This is a genomic window from Bradyrhizobium sp. 25ACV (genome assembly GCF_054863005.1).
On the sequence record NZ_JAVAYO010000003.1, the window covers coordinates 472,498 to 486,404 of the forward strand.

The 13,907-nt window shown below is 65.5% G+C and carries 11 protein-coding genes; 1 reads left to right on the forward strand and 10 read right to left on the reverse strand.

Annotation, left to right across the window (positions count from 1 at the left end; translation table 11 throughout):
- The 5 genes from RAD04_RS09385 to RAD04_RS09405 form a co-directional block, all read right to left on the reverse strand.
- A complete protein-coding gene (locus tag RAD04_RS09385) occupies positions 1 to 2,085 on the reverse strand; it encodes a hydantoinase/oxoprolinase family protein (protein ID WP_461623528.1) in 2,085 nt (694 codons plus the stop codon).
- 141 nt (positions 2,086 to 2,226) lie between these two features.
- Positions 2,227 to 3,048 carry an NAD-dependent protein deacetylase gene (locus RAD04_RS09390; protein ID WP_461623529.1) on the reverse strand — a complete coding sequence of 274 codons (822 nt, stop codon included), beginning with the start codon at positions 3,046 to 3,048 and terminating at the stop codon, positions 2,227 to 2,229.
- 76 nt (positions 3,049 to 3,124) lie between these two features.
- On the reverse strand, positions 3,125 to 4,924 hold the full coding sequence (locus tag RAD04_RS09395; protein ID WP_461623530.1) for a cation:proton antiporter domain-containing protein: 1,800 nt from the start codon (positions 4,922 to 4,924) through the stop codon (positions 3,125 to 3,127).
- Positions 4,925 to 5,040: 116 nt separating this feature from the next.
- The gene (locus RAD04_RS09400) at positions 5,041 to 5,877 is read right to left on the reverse strand and encodes an SDR family oxidoreductase (protein ID WP_461623531.1); all 837 of its coding nucleotides are present in this window, start codon (positions 5,875 to 5,877) and stop codon (positions 5,041 to 5,043) included.
- Between the two features lie 73 nt (positions 5,878 to 5,950).
- Complete coding sequence (locus tag RAD04_RS09405) at positions 5,951 to 7,270, reverse strand: solute carrier family 23 protein (protein WP_461623532.1); 1,320 nt, start codon at positions 7,268 to 7,270, stop codon at positions 5,951 to 5,953.
- A 141-nt stretch (positions 7,271 to 7,411) separates the two neighbouring features.
- Between RAD04_RS09405 and RAD04_RS09410 the strand changes: the two genes are divergently transcribed.
- Positions 7,412 to 8,746: a dicarboxylate/amino acid:cation symporter gene (locus RAD04_RS09410; protein ID WP_461623533.1), complete on the forward strand. Its 1,335-nt coding sequence runs from the start codon at positions 7,412 to 7,414 to the stop codon at positions 8,744 to 8,746.
- Positions 8,747 to 8,932: 186 nt separating this feature from the next.
- Here RAD04_RS09410 and RAD04_RS09415 read toward each other — a convergent pair whose 3' ends face one another.
- The 5 genes from RAD04_RS09415 to RAD04_RS09435 form a co-directional block, all read right to left on the reverse strand.
- Positions 8,933 to 10,546, reverse strand: a complete 1,614-nt coding sequence (locus RAD04_RS09415) for an ABC-F family ATP-binding cassette domain-containing protein (protein ID WP_461623534.1) — start codon at positions 10,544 to 10,546, stop codon at positions 8,933 to 8,935.
- 168 nt (positions 10,547 to 10,714) lie between these two features.
- Positions 10,715 to 11,062 (reverse strand): RidA family protein, encoded by a 348-nt coding sequence (locus tag RAD04_RS09420; RefSeq protein ID WP_461623535.1) that lies wholly within the window; start codon positions 11,060 to 11,062, stop codon positions 10,715 to 10,717.
- A gap of 15 nt (positions 11,063 to 11,077) precedes the next feature.
- Complete coding sequence (locus RAD04_RS09425) at positions 11,078 to 12,199, reverse strand: NAD(P)/FAD-dependent oxidoreductase (RefSeq protein ID WP_461623536.1); 1,122 nt, start codon at positions 12,197 to 12,199, stop codon at positions 11,078 to 11,080.
- Complete coding sequence (locus RAD04_RS09430) at positions 12,196 to 13,614, reverse strand: FAD/NAD(P)-dependent oxidoreductase (protein ID WP_461623537.1); 1,419 nt, start codon at positions 13,612 to 13,614, stop codon at positions 12,196 to 12,198. The genes RAD04_RS09425 and RAD04_RS09430 overlap by 4 nt, the downstream gene beginning before the upstream one ends.
- On the reverse strand, positions 13,611 to 13,907 hold the full coding sequence (locus RAD04_RS09435) for a (2Fe-2S)-binding protein (RefSeq protein WP_028140357.1): 297 nt from the start codon (positions 13,905 to 13,907) through the stop codon (positions 13,611 to 13,613). The genes RAD04_RS09430 and RAD04_RS09435 overlap by 4 nt, the downstream gene beginning before the upstream one ends.

Sequence of the window (13,907 nt, forward strand, 5' to 3'; positions counted from 1 at the left end):
TCAGGCCGCCTTTCGTTCCATGACGATGCTGCCGGCACCGTCGATATGGGCGTCAAAACTGGTGGAGACGAAGGTCGAGGTTTCGTCCTCGGCGATCACGGCCGGGCCTGCGATGGTCGCGCCCGGCGCCATGTCCTCGCGGCGATAGAGCGGGATCTCGATCACCTCGCCGGCGCGGCCGTCGAAGAATTTGCGGCTACCGATAGCCTTGCCGGCAGGCTTGCGCGTGACGGCGGCAACGGCGGACGGATTGCGCGCCTCGGTGGTCGCAAGCACCGACCAGCTCAACACCTCGATGGCAGCGCCCGGAATCGGCCGCTCGAACATCGCGGAATAGTCCGCCTCGAACTTCTGGCGCAGGCCGGCGAGATCGGCCCCCGTCAGCCGCCGGTTCGGAAGCTCGACCGAGATCTCATGGCCCTGGCCGACATAGCGCATGAAAGCGGCACGTCGCTCGCGCACCGGCGCACCGGCAGCGCCAGGCTCGACCAGCGCGCGCGCCTCGGTCACCATCTCCTGCAGGAGATCCGACACAACTTCAGTGTCGAAATCATCGAGCCGGACATGTCGGCTACGCACGAGCTCATAGGCGATCGGTGCCGCGAGGAAACCGACGGCCGAGCCGACACCGGCATTGGAGGGCACGATCACGCGGGAAACGCCGATCTTCTCGGCAACGCGCGCCGCATGCAGCGGTGCCGCGCCGCCAAAGGCGATCAGCGTGTGCTGGCCGACAATCTCGCCGCGCTCGACCGCATGGACACGCGCCGCACTTGCCATGTTCTCGCAGACGACCTCGTGCACGGCATAGGCCGCAGTCTCTGCCGACATGCCGAGCGGCTCGCCGACGTCGCGCAGCAGCGCCTGCTTCGACAGCTCCGGGTCGAGCTTGATCGTCCCGGCCGCAAAAGCATCGGGATCGATCATGCCGAGCGCGACGTCAGCATCGGTCACGGCCGGACGCTGGCCGCCGCGGCCGTAACAGGCGGGGCCCGGCTCTGACGAGGCGCTCTCCGGGCCGACGGTGACGCGCTTCATCGCATCGACATGGGCGATCGAGCCGCCGCCGGCACCGATCTCGACCATCTCGATCACGGGAATGCGCACCGGCAGGCCGGAGCCTTTAAGGAAACGCGCGGCGCGATCGACCTCGAACACGCGCGAGGTCTCGGGCTGATACTTTTCGATCAGGCAAATCTTTGCCGTGGTGCCGCCCATATCGAAGGACAGCACCTTGCTCTCGCCAAGACGCGCCGCGATCTGCGCCGCGAAGATCGCGCCGCCGGCAGGCCCGGATTCGACGAGACGCACCGGAAAGCGCCGTGCCGTCTCGATCGAGGTGACGCCGCCACCGGACGTGACGAGGTAAATGGCGCCGCGGAACTGCTCGACCTGCAAGGCGTCGGCCATGCGGGCGAGATAGCCGTCGATCAGGGGTTGCACATAGGCGTTGGCGACCGCTGTCGATGTGCGCTCATACTCGCGAATCTCCGGGCAAACGGCCGAGGACACGGTCACGGAGATATCAGGCATCTCCTCGGCCAGGATCGCGGCCGCACGTCGCTCGTGCTCGGGATTGGCATAGGAGTGCAGGAAGGCGATCGCGACGCTCGCGACGCCCAGCTCGCGCAATTTCGGCGCGAGTGCCCGCACCGACGCTTCGTCGAGCGGGAGACGGACGGCGCCGTGGGCGTCGACGCGCTCGGGCACGGTGAAACGCAGGCTGCGCGGCGCCAGCGGCCTCGGCTTGTCGATTCCGAGATCATATTGATCGTAGCGGCTTTCGGTGCCGATATCGAGCACGTCGCGAAAGCCTTCGGTCGCAATCAGGGCCGTCTTGGCACCGCGGCGCTCGATGATGGCGTTGGTCGCCAGCGTGGTTCCGTGAATGAAGACGTCGATGTCGCTGATATGCGCGCGCGCATCGGCGAGAATGAGACGCATCCCGTCCAGCACGGCCTGTTCGGGACGCTGCGGCGTCGTCAGCAGCTTGCGCGTCTTGCGATCCTGCCCCACGTCCAGCACGATGTCGGTGAACGTGCCACCGATATCAACGGCAAGCCGCACCTCGGCTCCCTCAAGCATTCCAAATTCTCCGCGCTGATCGTCAAGACTGGGGTCGAAAGCGCAGCAATTTCCATGCCATGGACGACGAGGACAAAGCCGCGCCCGGCCATTCTGCTTGGCACCTATGCAATAGGCAAGACGTGTTCGGCGCCCGCGCGATCAGAGCAGGAATGCAAGCGCCGCCTCGCAGCGCTCCTCGACCTTCAGTGTCAGGAGATCGTCGGCGCGGGTGCGTCCGAGATTGACCGCCGCAATCGGAATGTTGCGCTGCGCGGCAGCCTGTACGAAGCGGAATCCGGAATAGACCATCAGCGACGAGCCGACGACGAGCATGGCGTCGGCCTGCGCCAGATGATCCTGCGCGGTGGCAACGATGTCGCGCGGGACGTTCTCGCCGAAGAACACGACGTCGGGCTTGAGGATGCCGCCGCAGGCTTCGCAAGGAGGCACCTGGAAGGACGAAAAATCCTCGTGCTCCAGATCAGCGTCGCCATCGGGTGCATCGGCCGCATCGAGCGTCAGCCACGCCGCATTCGCGCGACCAAGCGCGTGCTGAAACTCATCGCGCGGCGTCTTGCGGCCGCAGCCCATGCAGCGAACCAGGTCGAGCCGGCCGTGCAGGTCGATCACCTGGCGGTAGCCGGCCGATTGATGCAGCCGGTCGACGTTCTGGGTCAGCAGCATCCCGCACCGGCCGTTCGCCTCGAGCCGGGCCAGCGCACGATGCGCATCGTTCGGGCGAGCCTGGCCGAACCGCCGCCAGCCGATCAGGCTGCGCGCCCAATAGCGCCGCCGCGTATGCTCGTCCGAGATGAAGGATTGGAAGTTGACCGGTTGGGTCCGCTTCCAGTTGCCATTGCTGTCGCGATAATCGGGAATGCCCGAATTGGTGCTGCAGCCGGCGCCGGTCAGCACGAACAGTTTTTCGTGCCGGTCGACGAAATCCTGGAGCGGGGAGCTTGCCAATGGAGCGTTTGCCATGGCGCAGATGTAGTCTGCGCGGGCGGGTTTTGCCAGATCATCGCAGTCCGCAGCGCGTAGCGACCCGGATGGGCGGCTATCGCGGGGACCGGCGCCCCGTGAGATCGAGCGGGCGCACTTTCTCTTGTCCGGCAATGCGGGCGGCTTGCTGCAGCGTCAGTCGGAATTCATCCCGCTTCTCGTGCACCGAGGCTATCGCATTCCCGACCGCAACTCCGAGGCCGACCAGTGCCGCTTCGGAAAGCTGCAGGCTTGCCTCGATGGTTTCCGGCACCGCATCGGTTGCGCCGATCGCATAGAGGTGGCGGGCATGGTCGGCGTCCCGCGCACGTGAAACGATCAGCACATCCGGCCGCACCGCCCGGATCCGCTCGACGACAGCATCGATCGCCGGCCGCGACTGGATGGTAATGATCACACCGGTCGTCTGCATCAGGCCGCAAGCTTCGAGGAAACCGAGCTCTGTCGCGTCACCAAAATAGACCTTGTGACCGTCGCGGCGGTCGCGCGCCACGGCGACGGCCTCGTGATCGACCGCGATGTAGTTCAGGCCATGGCTGGTCAGCAGCGAACAGACGACTTTTCCAACGCGGCCGTAGCCGACCACGATGGCCTGCGCCCGGTCGCCGGGCGGCCGAACCGCCAGTTCGGGATCGGGCGAGCGCTCAGGACCCAGCTTCGCGGCCAATCGGCGTCCGAGCGCGCCCAAAAGCGGCGTCAATGCCATCGTCACGGCGGTGATGGCGACGGCAAAGCTCGAAACGCGAGGCTCGATCAGACCGCCGGCCGCCGCCATTCCGATGCTGACGAAAGCGAATTCACCGACGGGACCGAGCAGGAAGCCGATCTCGACCGCCGCCGGCCAGGAAAGCCTGAAGAGACGACCCAGGATGATGAGCACGATCGCCTTGCCGACGAGAATGCCGATGACCGCGGCCAGCAGCCAACCAGGCTCGCGCATGAACACGCGGAAGTCGATGGCCATGCCGACGGTGAAGAAGAAGATGCCCAGCAGCAGGCCCTTGAATGGCTCGACGGTGGCCTCGATAGCCTTGCCATACTCGGTCTCCGCCAGCATCAGTCCCGCAACGAATGCTCCGAGCGCCATCGACAGGCCGGCCTGGTGCGCGGCAATCCCTGCGCCGACGATGACGAACAAGGTCGCGGCAACAAACAGCTCCGTCGAGTGGGTGCCCGCAACCATCTGGAACAGCGGACGCATCAGCAGCCGTCCGAGCAGAGTGAGGACAGCGACGGCCAGCGCGGCCTTCAGGATCGCGCCGGAGATGTGCGTCAAGACGGAGTCGCCGCTGCCGGCGCCGAGCACCGAGACAAAAACCAGAATGGGAACGACTGCGAGGTCCTGGGCCAGCAGCACCGAGAAGCTGGCGCGACCGGCAGTGGTCGCAAGTCGTCTCTCGGCGGACAGAAGCTCGAGCACGATCGCCGTCGAGGACAGCGCAAGGCTCGCGCCGAGGATAACGGCCGTATCGGAGTTCTGCCCGGCGAGAAGCGCCGCGCCAAAGATCATGGCGGACGTCGCCAGCACCTGCAGGCCGCCGAGCCCGAACACCAGGCGTCGCATCGTGACGAGCCGCCTGAAAGACAGCTCCAGCCCGATCAGGAACAGCAGGAATACGATGCCGAGATTGGCGATACCCTCGACGTTCTGCGCGTCCGCGACGGTGAACCAGTACAGGAACGGAAGGTCCTTGACGAGCGAACCGAGCCCGAGCGGGCCGAGAATGGCGCCGGCGCCGAGATAACCCAGCACGGGATTGATGCCCCAATGGCGGACGATCGGCACCACGACACCGGCCGTGCCGAGGACCACCAGCGCGTCGCTGTAGGCATTGATGTTGATGCTTGTGGTCACGAGCCCTTCATGTGTCGACGCTTGCCAATAGCGGCAGCGTCGTCCACGGTCGATAGCACACGGCGCCGCAGACCCCTACCCGGCCCGACCGCCATCCTCACAGTCCCAAACTGAGGTCAGCTCGCCCAGTTCTCGCGAAACTCGGGGAATAGCGTCAGGCCTCCGCAAGCGTAGAGGGTCTGCCCCGTGATGTAGCTCGCATCATCGGAAGCGAGGAAGGCGAACACGGCGGCGATCTCCTCCGGCGTGCCGACACGCCCCATCGGAATGTGGCTGGTGACGACGCCGCGCTTCTCGGGATCGCCGGTCCAGGCCGCGTTGATCGGCGTGTCGATCGCGCCGGGACCAACCGCATTGACGCGGATGCCCCGGCCAGCGAACTCCAGCGCCAGCGTGCGCGTCAGATTGGCCATGCCGCCCTTGCTGATCGAATAAGCGAGATAGCCAGGCTTCGGGATGATCTGGTGCACGCTGGAGCAATTGATGATGCTGCCGCCTGCCCCGCGCGCGACGAAATGCGCGAGCGCCTTCTGGGCGCAGAGCACGGCACCGTTGAGATTGACGTCGATGATGCGCCGGTAAGTTTCGACGTCGAGCGCCTCGCTCGGCGATTCCTTCTGGAAGCCGGCGTTGTTGACGAGACAATCGAGACGCTTCCAGCGCGAAAGGATCGCCTCGAACATCGCAGCAATCTCTTGCCCGTCGCCGACATTGGCCTTGACGATGCGATGATCGGGCGCACCGTGGCCGCGATCGCTCGAAGCGGCCCGCGCGAGCGCGAGCGTCTCCTCCGCCCGCTCATCGTGCTCGAAATAATTGATGGCGACGGTTGCGCCTTCCTGGGCGAGCCGGATGGCGACGGCGCGACCGATGCCTTGCGAGGCGCCAGTCACCAGGGCGTATTGGCCGACGAGGCGCGAGGGAAAGGAGGTCGAGCGATCGGTTTGCGGCATGAGTTCTCTCCGGGATGTCTCATCATCGACGGACGGCGCGTTTTGTTCCATCCCTTTCGTGCATCCCTGGGATTCATTCCGCGCGCCGCGCCAGCGGCGAGGTCAGGATCTGGTAGAGGATGATGGCGCCAAAAGTTGCGGTGCCGATGCCGCCGATCGTGAACGCGCCGAATTTGAGCGTGAGGTCGCCCGCACCGGCGGTCAGCGCCACGGCGACGGTGATCAGGTTTGCAGGATTGGCGAAGTCGACCTTGTTCTCGACCCAGATCCGGCCGGCCATCGCCGCAATCAACCCGAACAGCACGATCGAGAGGCCGCCGATGACGGGCCCCGGGATCGACAGGATCAGCGCGCCGAACTTCGGCGAGAAGCCGAGCAGGATCGATACGATGGCGGCGAAGGCGAACAGCAATGTCGAATAGACCTTCGTCGCCGCCATCACGCCGATATTCTCGGCATAGGTCGTGACGCCGGTGCCGCCGCCGCAGGCCGCCACGATGGTAGCCAAGCTGTCGGCAAACAGGGCGCGGCCGAGATAGGCATCGAGACTCCGGCCCGTCATGGCGCCGACGGCCTTGATGTGACCGAGGTTCTCTGCAACGAGAATGATCGCAACCGGCGCGATCAGGAAGATCGCATCGGCCTGGAATGTCGGCGTGGTGAAGCTCGGCATGCCGAGCCACGGCGCGGCCGAAAGCTGAGTGAAGTCGATCGGCTTGCCGAAACCGAGGCCGTTGGCGAACAGCAGGTATAAAAGATATCCGCCGATCGCGCCGAGGATGATCGGCAGGCGGCGCCACAAGCCTGGCGCCGCAACGGCGACCACGCCGATGATCAGGACGGTCCCAAGCCCGATTCCCGTATCGAACGTGCCGGCGCTCACCGCCTTGACCGCCACGGGCGCGAGGTTGAGGCCGATCGCCGCGACCACGGCGCCGGTGACGGCAGGCGGCAGCAGCCGCTCGATCCAGCCGACCCCCGACCACATCACGATGAGCGCGATCACGCCATAGAGCACCCCGGCGCCAACGATGCCGCCGAGCGCAACCGACAAGTTCGGGTTCGACCCCTGCCCGGCATAGCCGGTGGCGGCGATGACGACGGCGATGAACGCGAAGCTCGAGCCGAGATAGCTCGGCACGCGCCCGGCGACGATGACGAAGAAGATCAGCGTGCCGATGCCGGAGAACAGGACGGCGACATTGGGATCGAACCCCATCAGCAGCGGCGCGATGATCGTCGAGCCCGACATTGCGACGCAATGCTGGAGACCGGAGACGATCGTCTGTCCCCATGACAGCCGCTCCTCCGGCATGATCACGCCTGAGGTCTTCAACGTCCAACGCGGGAAATAGGTTTGCTGTTGCCGGCCGGCGCCTGATGAAGTCGACATGTTCCCCCCAGTTGCGGTGCAGCGACCGATCTTTCGTGCGAACAGACAAAAATGTGATTGTCGCTTCTGCAGCGACCATCACATGATGCAAGCCATGCAAGATCGAGATCACGCAAAATCAATGCGTTCCGGGGCCACTCTATGACACAAGTCGCGATCCAGCCAGCCATCCATCGCCGGCAACAGCCCTGGTACAAGATCCTCTACGTGCAGGTGCTGATCGCGATCGCGCTCGGCGTGCTCATCGGCTATTTCTACCCCGATCTCGGCAAGGCCTTGAAGCCGCTCGGCGACAGCTTCATCGCGCTGATCAAGATGATGATCGCGCCGGTGATCTTCTGCACCGTCGTGCACGGCATCTCCTCGATGGGCGATCTCAAGCGCGTCGGCCGGGTCGGGCTGAAGTCGCTGATCTATTTCGAGACGGTCTCGACGGTCGCGCTCGCGGTCGGCCTCCTGGTCGGTGAGATCCTGCAGCCCGGGCGCGGCTTCAATATCGATCCCGCCACGATCGATCCGAACTCGGTAGCCAACTACGTCACCAAAGCCAAGGAAGAAGGCATCGTCGCCCATCTGATGGCGATCATCCCCGACAGCTATTTGGGCGCGATCGCGCGCGGCGACCTTTTGCAGGTGCTGCTGATCTCGATCCTGTCCGGCTTCGCCATCGCCTTCCTCGGCAAAGCCGGCGAGCCCATTGCGGACGCAATCGACAAGGCCGCGAAGATGTTCTTCGGCATCATCCGCATCATCGTGCGCGTCGCCCCGATCGGCGCCTTTGGCGCGATGGCGTTCACGGTCGGCGCCTACGGCCTCGGCTCGCTGATCAATCTCGCCGCCCTGATCGGCACGTTCTATCTCACCAGCATGCTGTTCGTGCTCGTGGTGTTAGGTGCGATCGCGCGGCTCGCCGGCTTCTCGATCCTCCGCTTCATCGCCTACATCAAGGACGAGCTGCTGATCGTGCTCGGCACGTCGTCCTCCGAGACGGTGCTGCCGCAGATGATCCAGAAGATGGAGCATCTCGGCGCCTCGCGGTCCGTGGTCGGCCTCGTGATTCCGACCGGCTACAGCTTCAACCTCGACGGCACCAACATCTACATGACGCTGGCGACGCTGTTTCTGGCCCAGGCGACCAACACGCATCTGACCATCTGGCAGGAGCTCGGCATTTTGGGCATCGCCATGATCACCTCGAAGGGCGCCTCTGGCGTGACCGGCGCGGGCTTCATCACGCTCGCCGCGACGCTCTCGATCGTGCCTGACATCCCGATCCAGTCGATCGCGATCCTGGTCGGCATCGACAAGTTCATGAGCGAATGCCGCGCGCTGACCAATCTGATCGGCAACGGCGTCGCCTGCGTCGTCATCAGCATCTCCGAAGGCGAGCTCGACCGCGAGGCGCTGCACGAGACCATGGCCCATCCGCTCGAGATCGGCGAAGCGATGGAGCCGGGCGGGAGTGCAGCATCGTAGGTTGCAAACCAGCCGGCTCAGCGCGATTCCGACGCGGTAGTTTCCCGGAGTGGTCAATTGCTGCGGGACGCGTCACAACAGTTGCGTTGGGATCACGGATTGATACTCATTTTTTCTACCCGACGCGCTGGGGGCAGGGCGTCGGGTTTTTGAAAATCACTGCCATATCAGGACCGCCGGGCGGGATCAGACGATCCCGCCGTGAGTGCGCAGCACCTTGGCGGCGAGGTCGAGCCGTCGCGTGACCCCGATCGCCTGCAAGAACGCTTCATCATGACTGACGACGAGCAGCGCGCCGTCATAGGCCCTCAAGCCTGCTTCGACCGCTTCGATCGACTCGATGTCGAGATGATTGGTCGGCTCATCCAGGATCAGCAGCGCCGGCGGCGATGACCCGCCCAGCACGCAGGCGAGGCCCGCGCGAAACATTTGCCCGCCGCTGAGGCTTCCGGCTGCCTGCAAGGCGGCATCGGCGCGAAACATGAACCGCGCCAACGCGGCATGGCACTCATTCGCACCCGCCCTCGGATTGAGGCGCCGAAAATTGTCCAGGATGGAGATCGCGGGATCGAGCAGGCTGACCTTCTGGTCGAACAGCGCGAAATCCGGCCTGACCCGCACGATGCCCGAGAGCGGAGGCAGCTCGCCGGCGATGAGCTTCAGCAGCGTCGTCTTGCCGGAGCCATTGGGCCCGACCAGCGCGACGCGCTCCGGACCGACGACGGCGAATGAGAGATCGCGCAAGACCGGCTGCTCCGGCCGATAGCCGGCGCTGACGCCGTCGAGCCAAAGCACCTCCCTGCCCGCCGGCAGGCCGCTCGCCGGCAGCTTGACCGAGAGTGGCTGAAGAATTTCGATGCGCCGGCGCGCCTCGTCGACGGCTTGAAACGCTTCCGCGCGCAGCCGCTCGGCGATTTGTGCGGACTTGCCGCCGGTATCCTCGCTGCGATCCTTGCGCGCCCCCGCCAGGATGCGCGGCATGTCGCCCTTGGCGCGCTTCTTCCTGCCGCCGCTGTCCTTGCGCGCTTTCTTCTCCACGGCTTCCTGCGCCTTGCCGCCGATCTCGGACAGACGCCTCTCGGCATGCGCGAGGTCGTGCCTGACGGCAGCGAGCTCGACGGCCTTCTGTTCGCGAAACCTGCTCCAGTTGCCACCGTATCGCGCGGCTCCGAGCGACGTCAGCTCGACAATCACATCCATCGTGTCGAGCAGGCGCCGATCGTGGCTGACGATGATCGCACCGCCGCGCCAGGCGGCGAGGAGATCGATCACGGCCTTGCGGCCGTCGCTGTCCAGATTGTTGGTGGGCTCGTCCAGCAGCAGGAAGTCCGACTCGGCAAAGACCAATGCGGCGAGGCGAACTCGCGTGATCTGGCCGCCGGACAGGCGTGACAGCTCGGTATCGGGAGCGAGATCAAACCCGAGACGCGCAAGCGCAGCCTGTAAGCGTGCCTCGAGAGTCCAGTCGACCTCGGCGAGGTCGTCGGCCGAGGCTTCTCCCCGCTCGGCCCGGCGAAGCAGCGCGAGCTGACGTCGCGCGTCAAACAGATCGGCCACCGTCGCACCCGCAAGGAGCTGGACATCCTGGCGCAGCAACCCCACGGTTCCGTTGACGACGACGCGCCCCGCCTGGGGAAGATGCTCCCCGGAGATCGACGCGAGCAGTGTCGTCTTCCCGACGCCATTGCGGCCGACCAGGCCGATCCGCTCGGCGCCGAACGTCAGATCGATGTTTGAGAGAAGAGGACGGCCGTCAGGCGTGGACAGCGACAGATTCGACAGGATGATTGAAGCAGGCATGGAATTCCCCGTGAGCAAGGCGGATGGGCTTTGCGGTCGGGGTAAAATCCATGGCTGCGAAGTTCCTGGCTGATGAACTCTCTAAGTAATTCCATCGAAGGCCGAGATCAAGGCGGCCGAGAGACGACAGCGCGGCCGGCTCCGACGTCCCTCCTCGGCCTGCCGCGATCAGCCCTTCAGCGCGGTGACCACCACCTCGATCAGCGCGCTGCCGCCGAGATCGGCGACGCCGACCGTGGCGCGGGTCGGCAGATTGTCACCGAAGAATTCGGTCCAGGCCGCGTCCATCTCCGTCTTCTTGGAGAGATCCGTGACGAAGATCGAGGCGCTGACGACGCGGCTCTTGTCGGTGCCGGCTTCCTTCAGATAGCCGGCGATCTTGCCGAGGATGTTGCGAGTCTGGTCACCCATCGAGACCGAGGTGTCGTCGGCAATGGTGCCGCCGAGGAAGACGAAGCCATTGGCCTCGACGGCGCGGTGCATGATGGGCGTGCGGATGCTGCGGGTGATGCTCATGATGTCCTCTTGTTGCTAGAGCGTGGTGGGATGGAAACGGTCGATGCCGAGATCGCCGATGCGGGTCTGGGTGCCGCCGTTGACGATCAGCTCCGCCATGACGGCACCGGCGCCGGGGCCGAGCTGAAAGCCGTGGAGCGAGAAGCCGAACTGGTGATAGAGGCCCCTGTGACGGCTGCTCGGCCCGAACACGGGAATATCGTCCTTCATCTTCGCTTCGATCCCGGCCCAGGCACGGACGATGGTGGCGCTGCGCATCACCGGAAACAGCTCGAACACGGTGCGGGCGCTGATGGCGAGGCTCTTCCAGTCCAGCACCGTCTCGTTGCGATCCTGATGGGGCGTCGCCAGATGGCCGCCGCCGATCAGCACGGTGCCGTTGGAGAATTGCTTGAAGGATAGTTTACGCCCACGCAGGATCACGACGGGGTCGATGAAGTGCGGCACGCGCGAGGTGATCATCAGCATCGGCGCCACGGTCTCGACCGGCACGGGCTCGCCGAGTGCGGCCGCGATCTTGCCGGCCCAGGCGCCGGCAGCGTTGACCAGCACCGGCGCGGCAAAGGTTTCAGTGCCGACGTCGACATGCCAGAGCCCATCACTGTACCGGATGTTGCTGGCGGCCACGCCTTCACGCACTGTGGCGCCGAGTCGCTCGGCCTTGCGCCGAAACGCCGTCGTCGTCTGCGCCGGATTGGCCGCGCCGTCACGGCGCGAAACCACGCCGCCGGGACACGTCTCGGCAACCGCCGGCACCAGCCGGCGCAATTCAGTCGCGTCGATCAGCTCTTCGTGGGTGAAGCCGAGCGCATTGAGTTCGGCCACACGCGCGCGGCAGACCGCGAGCTCCTCCTCGTTCTCGGCGACCAGCACCTGGCCGTGGCTCTCGAAGCTGCAATCGTCATCGAGGAGATCCTTGATCTTCTCCCAGATTCCCATCGAGCGGATCGAGAGCGGAATCTCGGGGATGTGCCGCGCGAGCTGGCGGACGCCGCCGGCATTGACGCCGGAGGCGTGGCGTCCGGCATAATCCTTCTCGATCAACACCGGTTGAAGGCCGGCGAGGCACAGATGCAACGCGGTAGAGCATCCGTGGATGCCGCCGCCGACGACGATCGCATCCACGCACCTCGTCATCCGCGCACCACCGCCTTGATATCGGCCTCGCTCTTCGGAACGGCCGCAAGCTCGGCAAGCGTGATCGGCTTCACTGGCGCGCGCAGCCGGTAATAGCCGATCTCCTGCGGAGTCTTGCCGCGCGCCTGCGCCATCAGTTCGGTGACGGTGAGGCCGCAGAGCCGGCCCTGGCACGGGCCCATGCCGGTGCGGCGATAGGCTTTCAGCTGATTGGGGCCGGTTGCACCGATGGCGACCGCGTCGAGAATGTCCTTTGCCGAGACCTCTTCGCAGCGGCAGACGATGGTGTCGCCGGAGGGAATACGGAACTGCGGCGCGGGTCGGAACAGCGTATCGAGGAAGACGCGGCCACGCTCGGCCTTGGCAAGATCAGTACGCAACGCTGCCATCGACGGCAGTTTTGCGGCAGCCGCGGGTGCCAACGCATCGACCGCTGCGCGCGCCGCAATGCGGCCACGCACCACGGCGGCATTGGCACCACCGATGCCGGCGCCATCACCGGCGATCGCAATGCCGGCGACCGACGAACTGCCGCCGGCATCCAGCACCGGCGACCAGCACAGTTGCAGATCGTCCCAGCGATGCTCGACACCTGCGGACATTGCGAGATTAACGTTGGGTACGACGCCCTGATGCAGCAGCAGCAAATCCGCGGCAATGGTCTCGCGCTTGCCGCCCGTAACATAGCTCACGCTGGCGAGCTGGCCGTCGCCGGACGCCGCTAGCTCGGTGACGCCGGAGACGACCTGCACCTTCGCCTTCACCTCGCGCATCATCGCAAGGCCCTTGGTGAAATAGGGTGAGGTCAGGAATGCGAAGGCGTGCGGCAGCGACGCGAAGTAATTGCCGCGCTCGGTGGTGTCGAGGATGCGGTCGATGCGGCCGCCGAGGCGCACGATCTGCGTGGCGAGCAGCCACAGCAGCGGCCCCTGCCCTGCGATCACTGTACGACCATCCGGCACCAGCGCCGATGATTTCAGCATCGTCTGCGCCGCGCCCGCGGTCATCACGCCCGGCAGCGTCCAGCCGGGAATCGGAAACGGCCGCTCCAGTGCGCCAGTCGCAAGGATCACACGCTGCGCCTTGACGAAGGCGGACGCGCCGCCGACCGAGACGGCGATCTCGAGGTTGCGGTCGAGGCTCCAGACTGTGGCACGATGGATGACCTCGGCGCTGGTCGCACGCAGCGTCTGCACGAGATCGGCACCGACCCAATAATCGGCGCCGAGCTGATTGCGATCGGTCACCGGTGTGGACGAAATTGCGCGGAACACCTGGCCGCCCGGGCCGATGTTCTCGTCGAGCAGCAGCGTGGACAGGCCGGCTTCGGCCGATGTCGCAGCGGCGGCAAGGCCCGCGGGTCCGGCGCCGATCACCACGACGTCATAGGCTTCGCGCTTGGGAGCCACAGTCATTTTCCGATCTCCCGCTTGCCCTTCTGAATTTCGATCTGCATGCCCTCGGCGACGGGCACGAGGCAACCCTGCCTGTTGCCGACCCCGTCGATGGTGACGAGGCAGTCGAAGCACACGCCCATCATGCAATAGGGCAGACGCGGCGCGCCGCTCACAGCGGTCGAACGCCGTGCGTCGCGGCCGGAGGCCAAGAGCGCAGCCGAGACGGTGTCACCCTGGCGCGCCGCGACGGCAACGCCGTCGACGAAGATCTCGACCTGCGGTCGCTTGTCCTGTTCGGATCGTCTAAACAT

What these genes read in the sequence shown, in the direction of transcription:
- RAD04_RS09385 (WP_461623528.1), bottom strand. Translation starts at nt 2,085, where the DNA reads ATGCTTGAGGGAGCCGAGGTGCGGCTTGCCGTTGATATCGGTGGCACG.
- RAD04_RS09390 (WP_461623529.1), bottom strand. Translation starts at nt 3,048, where the DNA reads ATGGCAAACGCTCCATTGGCAAGCTCCCCGCTCCAGGATTTCGTCGAC.
- RAD04_RS09400 (WP_461623531.1), bottom strand. Translation starts at nt 5,877, where the DNA reads ATGCCGCAAACCGATCGCTCGACCTCCTTTCCCTCGCGCCTCGTCGGC.
- RAD04_RS09405 (WP_461623532.1), bottom strand. Translation starts at nt 7,270, where the DNA reads ATGTCGACTTCATCAGGCGCCGGCCGGCAACAGCAAACCTATTTCCCG.
- RAD04_RS09410 (WP_461623533.1), top strand. Translation starts at nt 7,412, where the DNA reads ATGACACAAGTCGCGATCCAGCCAGCCATCCATCGCCGGCAACAGCCC.
- RAD04_RS09415 (WP_461623534.1), bottom strand. Translation starts at nt 10,546, where the DNA reads ATGCCTGCTTCAATCATCCTGTCGAATCTGTCGCTGTCCACGCCTGAC.
- RAD04_RS09420 (WP_461623535.1), bottom strand. Translation starts at nt 11,062, where the DNA reads ATGAGCATCACCCGCAGCATCCGCACGCCCATCATGCACCGCGCCGTC.
- RAD04_RS09425 (WP_461623536.1), bottom strand. Translation starts at nt 12,199, where the DNA reads ATGACGAGGTGCGTGGATGCGATCGTCGTCGGCGGCGGCATCCACGGA.
- RAD04_RS09430 (WP_461623537.1), bottom strand. Translation starts at nt 13,614, where the DNA reads ATGACTGTGGCTCCCAAGCGCGAAGCCTATGACGTCGTGGTGATCGGC.
- RAD04_RS09435 (WP_028140357.1), bottom strand. Translation starts at nt 13,907, where the DNA reads ATGTTTAGACGATCCGAACAGGACAAGCGACCGCAGGTCGAGATCTTC.